Origin of the sequence: Serratia sp. 201 (assembly GCF_037027545.1) — a bacterium.
Taxonomy (GTDB): domain Bacteria; phylum Pseudomonadota; class Gammaproteobacteria; order Enterobacterales; family Enterobacteriaceae; genus Serratia; species Serratia bockelmannii.
On the sequence record NZ_JAXCHC010000002.1, the window covers coordinates 410,545 to 424,582 of the forward strand.

Annotated in this window: 15 protein-coding genes; 12 read left to right on the forward strand and 3 right to left on the reverse strand. The window is 61.2% G+C overall.

The features are described 5' to 3' along the window. Window positions 1–7 precede the first annotated feature (7 nt). Together WA302_RS10255 and WA302_RS10260 are read right to left on the reverse strand one after the other, a co-directional pair. Window positions 8–439 carry a tripartite tricarboxylate transporter TctB family protein gene (locus WA302_RS10255; protein WP_049203701.1) on the reverse strand — a complete coding sequence of 144 codons (432 nt, stop codon included), beginning with the start codon at window positions 437–439 and terminating at the stop codon, window positions 8–10. 15 nt (window positions 440–454) lie between these two features. After that, window positions 455–1,435, reverse strand: a complete 981-nt coding sequence (locus WA302_RS10260) for a Bug family tripartite tricarboxylate transporter substrate binding protein (protein ID WP_025303700.1) — start codon at window positions 1,433–1,435, stop codon at window positions 455–457. Between the two features lie 275 nt (window positions 1,436–1,710). Between WA302_RS10260 and WA302_RS10265 the strand changes: the two genes are divergently transcribed. The 3 genes from WA302_RS10265 to WA302_RS10275 all read left to right on the forward strand — a co-directional run bounded on the left by WA302_RS10265 (window position 1,711) and on the right by WA302_RS10275 (window position 4,287). Then, window positions 1,711–2,040 (forward strand): hypothetical protein, encoded by a 330-nt coding sequence (locus tag WA302_RS10265; protein ID WP_060433730.1) that lies wholly within the window; start codon window positions 1,711–1,713, stop codon window positions 2,038–2,040. Between the two features lie 167 nt (window positions 2,041–2,207). Continuing rightward, the gene (gene tctD / locus WA302_RS10270; protein ID WP_025303698.1) at window positions 2,208–2,882 is read left to right on the forward strand and encodes a transcriptional regulator TctD; all 675 of its coding nucleotides are present in this window, start codon (window positions 2,208–2,210) and stop codon (window positions 2,880–2,882) included. Then, entirely contained in the window at window positions 2,869–4,287 is a 1,419-nt protein-coding gene (locus tag WA302_RS10275; protein WP_043140131.1) for a sensor histidine kinase, read from the forward strand. Before tctD ends, WA302_RS10275 begins: the two co-directional genes overlap by 14 nt. On the opposite strand, the gene WA302_RS10280 is transcribed toward WA302_RS10275, so the two are convergent. Further along, complete coding sequence (locus tag WA302_RS10280) at window positions 4,284–5,204, reverse strand: DMT family transporter (RefSeq protein WP_049207333.1); 921 nt, start codon at window positions 5,202–5,204, stop codon at window positions 4,284–4,286. The two genes, WA302_RS10275 and WA302_RS10280, sit on opposite strands and share 4 nt — an antisense overlap. A gap of 117 nt (window positions 5,205–5,321) precedes the next feature. On the opposite strand from WA302_RS10280, the gene WA302_RS10285 reads away from it, so the two are divergent. From WA302_RS10285 to cvpA, 9 genes are all read left to right on the forward strand, one after another. Next, window positions 5,322–6,095: an AraC family transcriptional regulator gene (locus tag WA302_RS10285; RefSeq protein ID WP_025303695.1), complete on the forward strand. Its 774-nt coding sequence runs from the start codon at window positions 5,322–5,324 to the stop codon at window positions 6,093–6,095. A 53-nt stretch (window positions 6,096–6,148) separates the two neighbouring features. Further along, window positions 6,149–7,270: a 4-phosphoerythronate dehydrogenase PdxB gene (gene pdxB / locus WA302_RS10290; RefSeq protein ID WP_043140127.1), complete on the forward strand. Its 1,122-nt coding sequence runs from the start codon at window positions 6,149–6,151 to the stop codon at window positions 7,268–7,270. Window positions 7,271–7,380: 110 nt separating this feature from the next. Next, a complete protein-coding gene (locus tag WA302_RS10295) occupies window positions 7,381–8,391 on the forward strand; it encodes an aspartate-semialdehyde dehydrogenase (protein ID WP_025303693.1) in 1,011 nt (336 codons plus the stop codon). Next, a complete protein-coding gene (gene truA, locus WA302_RS10300) occupies window positions 8,391–9,212 on the forward strand; it encodes a tRNA pseudouridine(38-40) synthase TruA (protein WP_025303692.1) in 822 nt (273 codons plus the stop codon). The genes WA302_RS10295 and truA overlap by 1 nt, the downstream gene beginning before the upstream one ends. Window positions 9,213–9,290: 78 nt before the next feature. Further along, window positions 9,291–9,953, forward strand: coding sequence for a DedA family protein (locus WA302_RS10305; protein WP_004936130.1), 663 nt, complete (start codon window positions 9,291–9,293; stop codon window positions 9,951–9,953). 232 nt (window positions 9,954–10,185) lie between these two features. After that, complete coding sequence (accD, locus tag WA302_RS10310) at window positions 10,186–11,094, forward strand: acetyl-CoA carboxylase, carboxyltransferase subunit beta (RefSeq protein WP_025303691.1); 909 nt, start codon at window positions 10,186–10,188, stop codon at window positions 11,092–11,094. 191 nt (window positions 11,095–11,285) lie between these two features. Next, window positions 11,286–12,551 carry a bifunctional tetrahydrofolate synthase/dihydrofolate synthase gene (folC, locus tag WA302_RS10315; protein ID WP_025303690.1) on the forward strand — a complete coding sequence of 422 codons (1,266 nt, stop codon included), beginning with the start codon at window positions 11,286–11,288 and terminating at the stop codon, window positions 12,549–12,551. Further along, complete coding sequence (gene dedD, locus WA302_RS10320; RefSeq protein WP_025303689.1) at window positions 12,552–13,289, forward strand: cell division protein DedD; 738 nt, start codon at window positions 12,552–12,554, stop codon at window positions 13,287–13,289. A gap of 234 nt (window positions 13,290–13,523) precedes the next feature. Beyond that, a complete protein-coding gene (gene cvpA / locus WA302_RS10325) occupies window positions 13,524–14,024 on the forward strand; it encodes a colicin V production protein (protein ID WP_004936119.1) in 501 nt (166 codons plus the stop codon). Window positions 14,025–14,038: the final 14 nt, after the last annotated feature.

Sequence of the window (14,038 nt, forward strand, 5' to 3'; positions counted from 1 at the left end):
GCTCCCGTTAGCTCAGCCAGATGCCGAGCGGCAGTGTGACATCGAGAAGTTGGTCAAAGGCGTAGTACAGCGCTGCGCCCATGACGACGCCGGAGAGGGCCGCCGCCGGCAGGCTGGCCTGAAACAACAGGCCGATGCTGAACGTCAGCAGCGCGGTCGCCAGTGGAAAGCCCAGCCATTCAAAGCCCCAGGCATACAGCACCAGGGTGATCACCAGCACCAGCAGCCGCTGCAGCACCTTGTGGTGCGGCCATTCCACCGCCTGTGGGCGGCGCAGCAACAACAGGGCTGCGCACAGCGCCATCAGGCTGAGGATCGCCAGCGGGAAAGGGCGCGGCCCCAGCGGTTCATAGCTGTATTCGCTTTGAATGCCCCAGCCGATGAACAGCCCGCCGATACACAGCAGCAGCCAAAAGCCGGCAAAAATACGATCGCTCATGGTTTTCCCCTGCGGTTATTTGGCCAGGCCGAACACTTTCGCCTGCTCACGGTATTGGGCAACCTGATTCTTCACGTAGGCGTCCAGCTCTTTGCCGGTCATGTTGAATTCGAACAGGCCGCGCAGATCGCGTTGCTGCTTGAATTCATCGGTCGCCATCATTTTCTGGAAGGTGTCGATCCACCACTGATACTCTTCATCGCTGACTTTCGGCCCGACGTAGAAGCCGCGAATGATCGGCCACACCAGGCTGTACCCCTGTTCTTTGGCGGTTGGAATGTCGGCCAACTGGCCAGGCAAACGTTGTTCGGCATACACCGCCAGCACGCGGATTTTGTCGCCCTGCAGGTAAGGCACCATCTCGCTCAGATCACCGGAAACTGCCTGAATATGATTGCCCAACAGCGCGGTGACCGGCTCGCCGCCGCCTTCGAACGCCACGTAGCGCATCTTGCGCGGATCCACGCCGACTTCGCGCGCCAGCAGCGCAGTTTTCATCCAGTCCTGGCTGCCGATGGAGGCGCCGGCGCCGAACACCACGCTGTTGGGATCTTTTTGGAAGGCGTCCATCAGGTCTTTCAGGGTCTTGTAAGGCGAGTCGGCGCGCACCGCGATCATGCCGTAGTCGGTTCCGACCGCCGCCAGCCATTTCACGTCGTCCACGTTATAGCGGCCGAACTTGCCCTGGGCCAGATTGAGCAGCGAGCCGCCGGAGAAGGCCACCACGGTGCCGAACTCCGCCGGGCGCTGCGCGACGATGGCGTTGTAGGCCACCGCGCCGACGCCGCCGGGCATATAGGTGACGCGCATCGGTTTATCGATGGCCTTGGTGTCCTGCAACGACACCTGAATCAGCTTGCAGGTCAGATCGAAGCCGCCGCCAGGCTTGGCCGGCGCAATACATTCGGTGCGTTTGGGCGCTTCCACGGCAAAGGCCTGAGAGGCTGCCAGCAACAGTGCGGCGGCGGTAAAGGTACGGGTCATTATTTTTTTCATTGTGGCTTGCCCTCGGTATTGTTCTGGTTGTGAATCCCGCAGAGCGCGGTTGCAGGATTGTTAAAACAACAACCTTTCATTTACCTTTCAGTGGCCGGAAAAGTTTCCAGTCTGTGATTAGGGTCTCTTGTCGCCAGTGAATCACGGGTGCGCTACCATAGAAATGCGGGCAGGAACAGGGCGCAAAACCGGCCAAAATCCTGCGTAATATCAGGTTTGCCGTTCTGCTTTCGCGATAAAATCATGATCAGTGAAATGAATAGAGACGCAGTGATATGTTTTCGTTAGGGAAATTATTTGGTGGTAGGGACAGCGCCAAAGTATGCGCGATTAAACGGTTGCCTGAGGTCTACGCGGAGATGGTCGGTGAAACCGGGCAGTGCCGTTTGAAGCGACTGCGTGCCGACGTTGGCGTGTTTGAACTGCATTTCGTCAACGCCGACGGTGAAAAGTATGCCTGCCAGATGACCGCCTGCGTGACCGGCATCGATCTGGTATTTGCCGCCAACAACCGCTCCGTGCTGGTTTCTTCGCCGTTTACCGCCGACAAGCTGCGCCCGGTACTGGACATTGCCGTGGCCGATAGCCCCATTCCGCTGATCTGACATCGTCCTGCGATCGCGCTCTATACGCATAATTGTGTGCCAGCTCCCAAAACTGGCGGCGCGGCGCTCTTTTATCCCCTTATTTTCCATGCCATTCTCTGTTATCGACCTGTTAACAATCGCGATATTGGCGCCAGGTTGATCAGATAAATCAATGGAATGGGAACATGCGACTGTTATTGGTTGAAGATCACCCCGAGCTGTCTCACTGGTTGCAAAAGGCGCTGACCGGCGCCGGCTTTGCCGTCGACGTCGCCCCGGACGGCGTGGCAGCGGATCACCTGCTGCTCAACGAACGCTATGCGCTCGCGGTGCTGGATGTGGCGCTGCCGCGTATGAACGGTCTGGATTTGCTGGCGCGCCTGCGCAAGCGCGGGCAGGATCTGCCGGTGCTGCTGCTGACGGCGCGCACCGACGTGGCCGACCGGGTAAAAGGCCTGAATCTGGGGGCGGACGATTACCTCACCAAGCCGTTCGAACTGGACGAGCTGGAAGCGCGTATTCGGGCGCTGCTGCGCCGCAGCGTCGGCGCCCCGCAGCCGGCGTTGCAGTACGGCGCGTTGACCTATCACGACGAAGGCTATTTTCTGCTGGAGAGCAAACCGCTGGCGCTGACGCCGCGTGAGCTGGCGGTGTTGACCGCGTTGATGCACCGGCGCGGCCGCCCGGTGGCCAAGCAACAGCTGTTCGAGCAGGTATTTACGTTGTCCGACGAGGCCAATCCGGAGAGCATCGAGCTTTACGTACACCGCCTGCGGAAAAAGCTGCAGGGCAGCGACGTGGCGATCGTCACGCTGCGTGGCCTGGGTTACAGCCTGGAGCTGTGCGATGCGGTGGTTTAACGCGCCGCGTTCGCTGTTCTATCAACTGCTATTGTTTTTTGGCCTGCCGCTGCTGGCGTTGGGCGGCATCTCTATCTACACCCACTATTTCAGCGCCATGAGCGCCGCCACCCTGGCTTACGATCGCACGCTGCTGGCGTCGGCGCGCACCGTAGCGGAGCGACTGGTGGTGCGCGAAGGCAAGCTGGCGGTTGATGTGCCCTATGTGGTGCTCGACAGCTTCGAGCGCAACATGAACGATCAGCTGTATTACGAGGTGATCTCGCCGCAGGGGAAAAGCATCTCGGGCTATGACGATTTGCCGCCTTTGCCGCCCCATATCCCGCGTTCCACGCTCTACCCGGCGCTGGTGCATTTTTACGATGCGGAATACCTCGGCAGGCCGATCCGCGTGGCGGCGCTGTTTCAACCGGTCAACGAGTCGGGCGTGAGCGGCATGGCGACCATTCTGGTGGCGGAAACCCTGGAGTCGCGCCGTTACCTGGCGCGGCAGATGATGATCGCGGCGCTGCTGAGCCAGGGCACGGTGGTGGCGTTAACCCTGATCCTGGCGTTCGCATTGCTCAAGCGGGTGTTGAAGCCGATGCGTAAGCTCTCCGGTATCATGCTGCGGCGCGATCCGGGCGAGCTGACGCCCTTGCCGCGGGTATTGCCATGGTCGGAGATGCAGCCGCTGCTGGTGGCGTTTAATCGTTACATCGAACGGCTGCGGCTGATGGTGGCACGTCAGGAGCGCTTCAGCGCCGACGCTTCGCACCAACTGCGCACGCCGCTGGCGGTGTTGAAGACTCAGGTAGGGGTAGCGCTGGCCAGTGACCGGCCGCAGCAGTGGCGCGAAAGCCTGCAGGCGATGAGCGCGACGCTGGATAATACCGTGTCGCTGACCGACCGCCTGCTGCATCTTTCACGCCTGAAGGCCAGCGAGCACCAGGCCGATCGTAAGTTGCAACCGGTCAACCTGGCGCAGGTGCTGCGCGACGCCTGCTTTTCCCGCTTGCCGCAGGCGCGCAGTAAACAGATCGATCTCGGGTTCGAAGGCGAGGCGGCGTGTCAAGTGGCGGGGGAGCCGCTGCTGTTGGCCGAGCTGTGCGCCAACCTGCTGGACAACGCGCTGAAATACACGCCGCGTCAGGGCGTGGTGACCGCTCGCCTCACGCAGGATAAGGCGGCAGGGGAAGGCGTGCTGGAGATAGAAGACAGCGGCCCCGGCATCGCCTTGCAGGACAAGGCGCTGGCGCTGCAGCCGTTTCACCGGCTGGACAACGTGGGCGATCAGCCGGGCGCCGGATTGGGACTGGCGTTGGTGAAAGACATCACCGCGTATCACGGCACCCGCCCGGAGCTGTTGAGCTCTGCCGCGCTGGGCGGCCTGTTGGTGCGGGTGCGTTTCAGGCTGCTGCCTTAAGCCTGTTCTTTGCAGGACTCTGCGTTGGCCGCCGGGGCTTTGGCTTTACGCGTCAGCGGCGTGCGCAGCCGCTGCGACAGGATAACGCCCAGCAGGGTAATGCCGCCGCCGATCAGGTGGTAACCGTGCAACTGCTCATGCAGGAACAGCACGGCGATAGCGGCGGTAAACACCGGTGCCAGGTTCATGAAGATCGAGGCGGTGTTGGCGCCCAGGCGCATCACGCCCTGGATCCACAGGAACGGGGCGATGATCGAAGCCGGAATGCCGGCGAACAGCACCAGCGGCAGGTTATGGCCGTTCAAGCCGACATCCTCCGCCATCAGGAAATTAGGCAGTAACAACAGCACGCCGAACAGGATCTGCACATACAGCGATTGCCAGTTCGGCAGCGCGATGGCCCAGCGTTTGGTCAACACGCCATACAGCGCGTACGAGGCGGTGGCGAGCAGCATCATCAATTCCCCTTTGCCGATACCGTGCTGCAACAGCACGCCGGGCTGACCGCCGCTGACCAGCCAGATCAGGCCGCAGAAGGAGAGTATGCTGCCGAGCAGCACGCCGACGGTTGGCGCAATGCGCAGCAGAACGATGCTGATCAGGATGGTCAGCAGCGGGATCAGCGACACGATGATGCCCATAAACAGCGCGCTGACGCTGTGCGCGGCGTAATAGGCCAGGCTTTGGTACAGCACCATGCCCAGCAGGCCGAGGATCATCAGCTTCCACCAGTTGGCGCGCACCTGCGCCCAGTTGCGCAGCACGCCCGGCAGCACGAACGGCGTGAGGGCAATCAGCGCCAGCAGCCAGCGGTAGAGCGAGATGGCCGCCGGATCGATGGCGGTGGCGGAGAGTTTGCTGACGACGGCATTAATCGACCAAATCAGCACGGCCAACAGCGGGAAGAGCATATTCATGATAATTATTCTCAATAACGTCCAACATGCTGGCTAGTCTACGCGTGTCCGGTTTATCATATATAGCGATATCCAGACAAAAATCGGCGTAAACAAGACAAATCACGGGACGAAACCATGCCAGAAATCCGCCATTTCCCCGAGTCGTTGATCCCGGCGCCCAACCCGGTGCAGTTCCGCTGCGAGGAGTTCAACGCGCGCACCGAATTCCAGCCGCACAGCCACACCTGGGGTCAGTTGATGTGGGTTAAAGCCGGGGTGATGGTGCTGCGCATCGGCGGGCAGCGCTTTCTGGCGCCGCCGGAGTTCGTGCTGTGGGCGCCGGCTGGCATCGAACACTCCTGCTATAACCAGCGGCTGGCGCAGTGCCGCATGGTGGACATCACGCCGGCGCTGTGCACCGGCATGCCGGCCGACCCCTGTCTGGTGAGCGTAACGCCGATATTCCGCGCCATCGCCGAGGATTTCTATGCGCGCAAGCAGTACATTCCGCAGGCGGAGGCGGATTTGCGTCTCTGCCAGGTGCTGATCGATCAGCTGCGCCTGTCGCCGCGCCAGCAAACCTATCTGCCGTCGTCGGACGACAAGTTCTTGGCGCCGGTGCTGGAAGCGTTGGAGCATTGTCCGGCGGACAACACCTCGCTGGCGGCGTGGGCGGCTCGGGTCTACACCACCGAGCGCACGCTGTCGCGACGCTGCCAACAGGATCTGGGCATGTCGTTCAGCGAATGGCGCCAGCGCCTGCGGTTCCTGCATGCCGTCTCCCTGCTCGAGCAGGGCAAGACCGTGCAGGACGTGGCGTTAGACGTCGGCTACAGCTCCGCGTCGGCCTTTATCGTCATGTTCCAGCAGATCGCCGGCACTACCCCTGAGCGCTTTCGCCGTGCCTGATTCAGTGGCACACTATTTCGCAGACAAATAGCCGTAAACCGTCGGAGAACGCAGTGAAAATTCTGGTTGATGAAAATATGCCGTACGCGGCCGAGCTGTTCAGCCGCCTGGGCGAGGTGCAGGCGGTACCGGGCCGCCCGATCCCGCTCGAGGCGCTGGCGGATGCCGATGCGCTGATGGTGCGTTCGGTCACCAAGGTCAATGAAGCCTTGTTGGCCGGCAGCCATATCGACTTTGTCGGCACCGCCACCGCCGGCACCGATCACGTCGATGAAGCCTGGCTGCAACGTCAGGGCATCGGCTTTTCCGCCGCGCCGGGCTGCAACGCTATCGCGGTGGTCGAGTATGTGTTCTCTGCCTTGATGCTGCTGGCCGAACGCGACGGCTTCCACCTGCGGGATAAAACCGTCGGCATCGTCGGCGTGGGCAACGTTGGTTCCCGTCTGGACGCTCGCCTCAAAGCGCTGGGCGTGCGCACGCTGCTGTGCGATCCGCCGCGTGCCGATCGCGGCGACGCCGGGGAATTCTGGCCGTTGGAGAAGCTGGTGGCCGAGGCCGACGTGCTGACCTTCCATACGCCGTTGAATAAATCCGGCCCATACCATTCGCTGCATCTGGCGGACGCCGAGCTGTTGGCGGCCCTGCCGGACAACCGCATTCTGATCAACGCCTGCCGCGGGCCGGTGGTGGATAACGCCGCCTTGCTGCAGGCGCTGGAAAAGGGCAAAAAGCTGAGCACGGTGCTGGACGTGTGGGAACCGGAGCCGGATCTCGCCTTACCGCTGCTGGCGCGGGTGGATATTGGCACCGCGCACATCGCTGGGTATACGCTGGAAGGCAAGGCGCGCGGCACCACCCAGGTGTTCGAGGCGTTCAGCCGCCATCTGGGGCAGCCGCAACAGGTGGCGCTGGCCTCGCTGTTGCCGGTGCCGGAGTTCAGCCAGATCCGCCTCAATGGGCCGCTGGATGAAGCGCGGTTAAAACGATTGATGCACTTGGTGTATGATGTGCGCCGCGATGATGCGCCGCTGCGCAAAGTCGCTGGGCAACCGGGCGAATTCGATCGCCTGCGCAAGCACTACCAGGAGCGCCGCGAGTGGTCTTCGCTGGCCGTGCAATGCGATGACAGCGCCAGCGCCGAGCTGCTCGGCAAGCTGGGCTTTAGCCTGGCGTAGCGCGTAAGGTTGTCTTAAGCCAACGCCGCTACAGTGAGCGGTAAAGATTATCGGGCGGTGATTGCACTGCCCGTCTGCTTTTATGAATGAAATACTCTGGAGAAAACCCGATGTCTGACGGCTGGAATATCGCGCTGCTCGGCGCCACTGGCGCGGTAGGTGAAGCGTTGCTGGAATTGTTGCAGGAACGCCAGTTCCCGGTGGGTGAGCTCTATCCTCTGGCAAGCGAACGCAGTGCGGGCGCCAATGTGCGCTTCAACGGCAAGTCTCTTCTGGTGCAGAACGCCGAAGAGTTCGACTGGTCGCAGGCCCAACTGGCCTTCTTCGTCGCCGGCAGCGACGCTTCCGCTCGCTATGCCGAAGAGGCCGGCAACATGGGCTGCCTGGTGATCGACACCAGCGGTCTGTTCGCCATGGAGCCGGATGTGCCGCTGGTGGTACCGGGTGTTAACCCGCAGGTGTTGGCGGATTACCGCAACCGCAATATCGTCGCGGTGGCTGACAGCATGGTCAGCCAACTGCTGACGGCGATCAAACCGCTGACCGAACAGGCGGGGCTCTCGCGTCTGCACGTTACCACGCTGATGTCGGTATCCTCGCGCGGCAAGGCCGCGGTGGACGATCTGGCCGGCCAGAGCGCGCGCCTGCTGAACGGCATTCCTGCCGAGGAAGGCGTCTTCGCTAAACAGCTGGCGTTTAACCTGCTGCCGCTCGTTGCCGACGAGCAGGGCAGCGTGCGCGAAGAGCGTCTGATCGTCGATCAGGTGCGCAAGGTGCTGCAGGACGAAGGGTTGCCGATTTCGGTGAGCTGCGTTCAGTCGCCGGTGTTTTACGGCCATGCGCAGGTGGTGCACCTGGAAGCGCTGCGCCCGCTGTCCGCCGAAGAGGCGCGCAGCGAGCTCGAAGAAGTCGAGGACATTCAGCTGAGCGAAGAGGACGATTACCCGACTCAGGTGACCGAAGCCTCCGGCAGCGATGCGCTCAGCATCGGTTGCCTGCGTAACGATTACGGCATCCCCGAGCTGCTGCAGTTCTGGACGGTGGCGGACAACGTGCGCTTCGGCGGCGCGTTAATGGCGATCGAAACCGCCGAGCGTCTGGTGCAGGAGCAGATGTACTGATGTCAGAGGTGGTCTCGCCCGCTCAGCCGACGCTGAAGGTAGCGCTGGGCATCGAATATGACGGCAGCCGGTACTACGGCTGGCAGCGGCAGCAAGAAGTGGCCAGCGTGCAGGAGCGCCTTGAGCAGGCGTTGAGCAAGGTGGCGGATGCGCCGATCAACGTGCTGTGCGCCGGGCGCACCGACGCCGGGGTGCACGCCACCGGGCAGGTGGTGCATTTCGAAACCACCGCGCGTCGCAAGGACGCCGCCTGGACGATGGGCGTGAACACCCATTTGCCGCCGGACATCGCGGTGCGCTGGGTGAGCCCCGTCGCCGACGATTTTCACGCGCGTTTCAGCGCTACCGCGCGCCGTTACCGCTATATTATTTTCAACCATCGCTACCGGCCGGCGGTGTTGCAACAGGGGGTGACGCACTTTTATCACCCGCTGGATGCCGATCGCATGCACCGGGCGGCGCAGGCGCTGCTGGGCGAGAATGACTTCACCTCGTTCCGCGCGGTGCAGTGTCAGTCGCGCACCCCGTGGCGCTGCGTAAAACACGTTAAGGTTACGCGCTACGGCGAATATATTGTGGTAGATATCAAGGCGAATGCCTTTGTGCATCACATGGTTCGCAATATCGTCGGCAGCCTGATGGAGATCGGCTGCGGCAATCAGGATGAGAACTGGATGGCCGAGTTGCTGGCGCTGAAGGATCGCAATCTGGCGGCGGCGACGGCGCGAGCCGAGGGGCTGTATTTGGTTGCCGTGGACTATCCCGATCATTTTGGTCTACCGCGGCCGCCGATGGGGCCGCTGTTTTTGCCCGACGATTAAACGCCGGCACGCCTGAAAGCGTCGCTCCCTTGTGCTTCTGCCGGGTGATTGAAACACCCGGTATCAATGAGAGAATTTATGGACATCATCAAGTTTATTATTGATTTCATTTTGCATATTGATGTGCACCTGGCCGAGCTGGTCGCACAATACGGCATGTGGGTCTACGCTATTCTGTTCCTGATCTTGTTTTGCGAAACCGGCCTGGTGGTGACGCCGTTCCTGCCGGGGGATTCTTTGCTGTTTGTCGCCGGCGCGCTGGCGGCGTTGCCGACCAACGATCTCAACGTGCACACCATGGTGGCGTTGATGGCCGTAGCGGCGATCATTGGCGATGCGGTGAACTACACTATCGGGCGGTTGTTCGGCGAGAAGCTGTTCAGCAACCCGAACTCGAAAATTTTCCGCCGTAGCTACCTGGACAAAACGCATCAGTTCTATGAGAAGCACGGTGGGAAAACGATTATTCTGGCGCGATTCGTGCCGATCGTGCGTACTTTTGCGCCGTTCGTCGCCGGCATGGGGCATATGTCCTATCGCCACTTCGCCGCCTACAACGTGATTGGCGCACTGGTTTGGGTGCTGCTCTTCACTTATGCTGGCTACCTGTTCGGCGATCTGCCGGTGGTGCAGGAGAACCTGAAACTGTTGATCGTCGGGATCATCATCGTTTCGATTCTGCCGGGCGTGATTGAAATTTGGCGTCACAAGCGCGCGGCCGCCCGCCAGCAAAAACAGTAAAAACATCGCTTAACCTGTCGGTTCGACCAGTTTTTTGTCCACAGCGCCGGGCCGATATGGTTTAATGAGCGACATTATGGTCTGTTCCTGCGAACAACCCTGAAGCCGATGCCTCAGTCGCCGCGCTTGCCGCGCCGCGAACGGGCATTTTTTCATTGGGGTGTTTTCAGGGGGATTGTTAAAGCATGAACAGCGGACTGGCGTGTGCCAGGTTCAAACAGAAAGGTCATCGATGAGCTGGATTGAACGAATTCTTAACAAGAGCAATATCACACAAACCCGTAAGGCGAGCATTCCTGAAGGGGTCTGGACCAAATGCGACAGCTGCGGCCAGGTTCTCTACCGCGCCGAGCTGGAGCGTAATCTGGAAGTGTGTCCGAAGTGCGACCACCACATGCGTATGGGCGCGCGCGCGCGTCTGCATACCCTGCTGGACGAAGGCAGTGAAGTGGAGCTGGGCAGCGATCTGGAGCCGAAGGACGTTCTGAAATTCAAGGATTCCAAGCGCTATAAAGATCGTCTGGTCGCCGCACAGAAAGCGACCGGCGAGAAAGATGCGCTGGTGGTGATGAAGGGCACGCTGTACGGTATGCCGATCGTCGCCGCATCCTTCGAATTCGCTTTCATCGGCGGCTCAATGTCTTCCGTGGTCGGCGCGCGTTTCGTGCGTGCGGTTGAGCAGGCGCTGGAGGACAACTGTCCACTAGTGTGCTTCTCCGCCAGCGGCGGCGCGCGCATGCAGGAAGCGCTGATGTCGCTGATGCAGATGGCGAAAACCAGCGCGGCGTTGGCTAAGATGCAGGAGCGCGGCTTGCCGTACATCTCCGTGCTGACCGACCCGACCATGGGTGGCGTCTCTGCCAGCCTGGCGATGCTGGGCGACATCAATATCGCCGAGCCGAAAGCGCTGATCGGCTTTGCCGGCCCGCGTGTGATCGAGCAGACCGTGCGCGAGAAACTGCCGCCTGGCTTCCAGCGCAGCGAGTTCCTGATCGAAAAAGGCGCGATCGACATGATTGTTCGCCGTCCGGAGATGCGCCAAACGTTGGCGAGCATTCTGTCCAAGCTGACCAACCAACCGCAGCCGCATTTCGATGAGGCCGCGCCGGTCATTGAGCCGGAGCCGCAGGCCGACGCCTGAGGCAAAGACAGATCCCGCCCGGGTTCAGCCGCCACTTTGTGGCTAAGTGACGGCTGATGCCCGTTCCCTGCCGGCCGTGGCCTATCGCGCCATGGTTTGCGGGTTGGCGGCGGTTACGAAGCGCATCGCCTTTACCGCGGTGAGGGTGGTGCCCTGATGGATTAATGAACCCAAGTTCAGTGACGGGACTCATGCAAAACCACCAAATTCCCCAAGCCACGTCGCCATTGAGCTCGTGGCTTTACTATCTGGAACGTCTGCACAGCCAGGCGATCGAACTCGGTCTTGAGCGCGTACAGCGCGTCGCGGCGCATCTGGATTTACTGACCCCCGCTCCTACGGTGTTCACCGTTGCCGGCACCAACGGCAAAGGCACGACCTGTCGTACCCTCGAAGCCATTCTGCTGGCCGCCGGCCTGCGCGTCGGCGTCTACAGTTCGCCGCATCTGGTGCGCTATACCGAACGCGTGCGCATTCAGGGGGAAGAGCTGAGCGAAGCAGAGCATAGCCGCTCGTTCGCCGCCATTGAAGCCGGCCGCGGCGAAACGTCGCTGACCTATTTCGAATTCGGCACCCTGTCGGCGCTGCAGCTGTTCAAACAGGCGCGGCTCGACGTGGTGATCCTGGAAGTGGGCCTGGGCGGGCGTCTCGACGCCACCAATATCGTCGATCCGAGCGTGGCGGTGATCACCAGCATTGCGCTCGATCATACCGACTGGCTGGGCAACGATCGCGAAAGTATCGGCCGTGAAAAGGCCGGTATTTTCCGCAGCGGCAAGCCGGCGGTGGTGGGCGAACCCGACATGCCGGATAGCATTCGCCAGGTCGCCGAAACGCTGGGCGCACCGCTGTATCGCCGCGGTGAAGCCTGGAGCTTCAGCGAGCAGGGCGATCGCTGGCAGTGGCAGGGCGGTGACACGCAGCTGACCGATCTGCCGACGCCGAACATACCGCTGGCCAACGCCGCTACCGCGCTGGCGGCGCTGAACTGTTCGCCGCTGGAAATCGACGAACGCGCGATCTTCACCGGGCTGCAGCAGGCGACGCTGCCGGGGCGTTTCCAGATCGTGCGGCGGGAGCCGATGCTGATCCTCGACGTGGCACACAACCCGCACGCCGCCGGCTATCTGGCCGGGCGTCTGGCCAAGCTGCCGCGCGACGGCGGCAAGGTGCGCGCGGTGGTGGGCATGCTGTCCGACAAGGACATCGCCGGCACGCTGGCCTGCCTCAGCGAACAGGTGGATGAATGGTACTGCGCACCGCTCGACGGGCCGCGCGGTGCCAGCGTCGAACAGCTGGCGCAGCATCTGACGGAACCGCGCCGCTTTAATGATGTCGAAACTGCCTGGCGGCAGGCTATGCAGGATGCTGATAAACAGGATATTGTGATCGTCTGTGGATCGTTCCACACCGTGGCGCAGGTGATGGCGGCGTTAGACGAGATGCGGGGAGTGTGAGTGGCGAGTAAATTTCAGAACCGACTGGTTGGAACCGTGATTCTGGTGGCGCTGGGGGTAATCATCCTGCCAGGGTTGCTGGACGGCAAAAAGAAGCATTACGAGGATGAGTTCGCGGCCATTCCATTGGTGCCGAAGGCGGGCGACGTCGAAGAGAACGACGTGCTGCCGCCGGTGACGCAGCCGTTGCCGGCGCAGCCGCCGGAAGGGGCGGGCGCGCTGGTCGAGCAGCAGGCGGCCAACGAAGCGGCGGCGCAACAGGCGGTGCGGCAGAGCGCTCAGCAACCGACGCAGGTGGCGCCGCCGCCGGTCGAGACGCGTCCTCAGCCGGTGCAGCAGCCTAAGCCGAAGCCGGTGGAAACCAAACCGGTGGAAGTGAAACCAAAACCGGTACCGCAGCCGAAGCCGGTGGAGGTGAAACCGGTGCCGAAGCCGGAACCGACGCCGAAACCAGAACCGGCGCCGCAGCCCAAACCGGCGGAAGAAAAAGCGCCGTCCGGGCAAGCCTATGTCGTGCAGCTCGGGGCGCTGAAGAACGCCGCCAAGGCGAACGAGATTGTCGCTTCGCTGCGTCTCTCGGGCTATCGAGCCTTTACCGTGCCGTCAACGCCGGTGCAAGGGCAGATCACCCGCATCTACGTTGGCCCGGACGCTTCCAAGCAGAAGCTGCAGGCGGCGCTGCCGTCGCTGAACTCGATCAGCGGGCTGAGCGGGCAGGTGAAGCCGTACGGCCGTTAAACCCCGCGGGGGCGCAGCAGGATGCGCCCCTGAATTCAGGAGTGGTGGAGAGAAAGCGAGAGAAACCGCGCCTTTTACAGGCGAAATCACCTATGTAGGCGCGGCGATTGGGAATTTTTTAATCGCCGCTTTTTATTTGTAACGTGGTAGGAAATCCCCTACGCAAACGTTTTCTTTTTCTGTTAGAATTCGCCGCGAATTGGATGCAGGGGCGATTCATCATTGGAATAGTTCATGGTCTGGATTGATTACGTCATTATAGCGGTGATTGGATTTTCGGCTCTGGTGAGCCTGATCCGAGGGTTTGTTCGCGAAGCATTGTCACTTGTGACATGGGGATGTGCGTTTTTTGTTGCCAGCCATTTCTACTCTTACCTTGCGGTCTATTTCACTCGTTTTGAAGATGAACTGGTGCGAAACGGCATCGCGATCGCGATTTTGTTCATCGCGACCCTGATCGTAGGGGCTATTGTTAACTATGTGATTAGCTCACTGGTAGAGAAAACCGGGTTGTCGGGCACCGACCGGGTGCTGGGCATCTGCTTCGGCGCACTGCGCGGCGTGTTGATTGTCGCGGCGATCCTGTTCTTCCTGGATACCTTTACCGGCTTTTCACAAAGTGCCGACTGGAAACAGTCGCAGCTGATCCCCCAGTTCAGTTACGTCATCAGGTGGTTCTTTGACTACCTGCAGAGCACGTCGAGTTTCTTGCCGACCCAATTGCCGGGGCGGTAGCGCTGATGAGGAAA

Bases quoted from the DNA above. Each gene is read 5' to 3' on its own strand.
- WA302_RS10255 (WP_049203701.1), bottom strand. From the start codon at position 439: ATGAGCGATCGTATTTTTGCCGGCTTTTGGCTGCTGCTGTGTATCGGC.
- WA302_RS10260 (WP_025303700.1), bottom strand. From the start codon at position 1,435: ATGAAAAAAATAATGACCCGTACCTTTACCGCCGCCGCACTGTTGCTG.
- WA302_RS10265 (WP_060433730.1), top strand. From the start codon at position 1,711: ATGTTTTCGTTAGGGAAATTATTTGGTGGTAGGGACAGCGCCAAAGTA.
- tctD (WP_025303698.1), top strand. From the start codon at position 2,208: ATGCGACTGTTATTGGTTGAAGATCACCCCGAGCTGTCTCACTGGTTG.
- WA302_RS10275 (WP_043140131.1), top strand. From the start codon at position 2,869: ATGCGGTGGTTTAACGCGCCGCGTTCGCTGTTCTATCAACTGCTATTG.
- WA302_RS10280 (WP_049207333.1), bottom strand. From the start codon at position 5,204: ATGAATATGCTCTTCCCGCTGTTGGCCGTGCTGATTTGGTCGATTAAT.
- WA302_RS10285 (WP_025303695.1), top strand. From the start codon at position 5,322: ATGCCAGAAATCCGCCATTTCCCCGAGTCGTTGATCCCGGCGCCCAAC.
- WA302_RS10295 (WP_025303693.1), top strand. From the start codon at position 7,381: ATGTCTGACGGCTGGAATATCGCGCTGCTCGGCGCCACTGGCGCGGTA.
- truA (WP_025303692.1), top strand. From the start codon at position 8,391: ATGTCAGAGGTGGTCTCGCCCGCTCAGCCGACGCTGAAGGTAGCGCTG.
- WA302_RS10305 (WP_004936130.1), top strand. From the start codon at position 9,291: ATGGACATCATCAAGTTTATTATTGATTTCATTTTGCATATTGATGTG.
- accD (WP_025303691.1), top strand. From the start codon at position 10,186: ATGAGCTGGATTGAACGAATTCTTAACAAGAGCAATATCACACAAACC.
- folC (WP_025303690.1), top strand. From the start codon at position 11,286: ATGCAAAACCACCAAATTCCCCAAGCCACGTCGCCATTGAGCTCGTGG.
- cvpA (WP_004936119.1), top strand. From the start codon at position 13,524: ATGGTCTGGATTGATTACGTCATTATAGCGGTGATTGGATTTTCGGCT.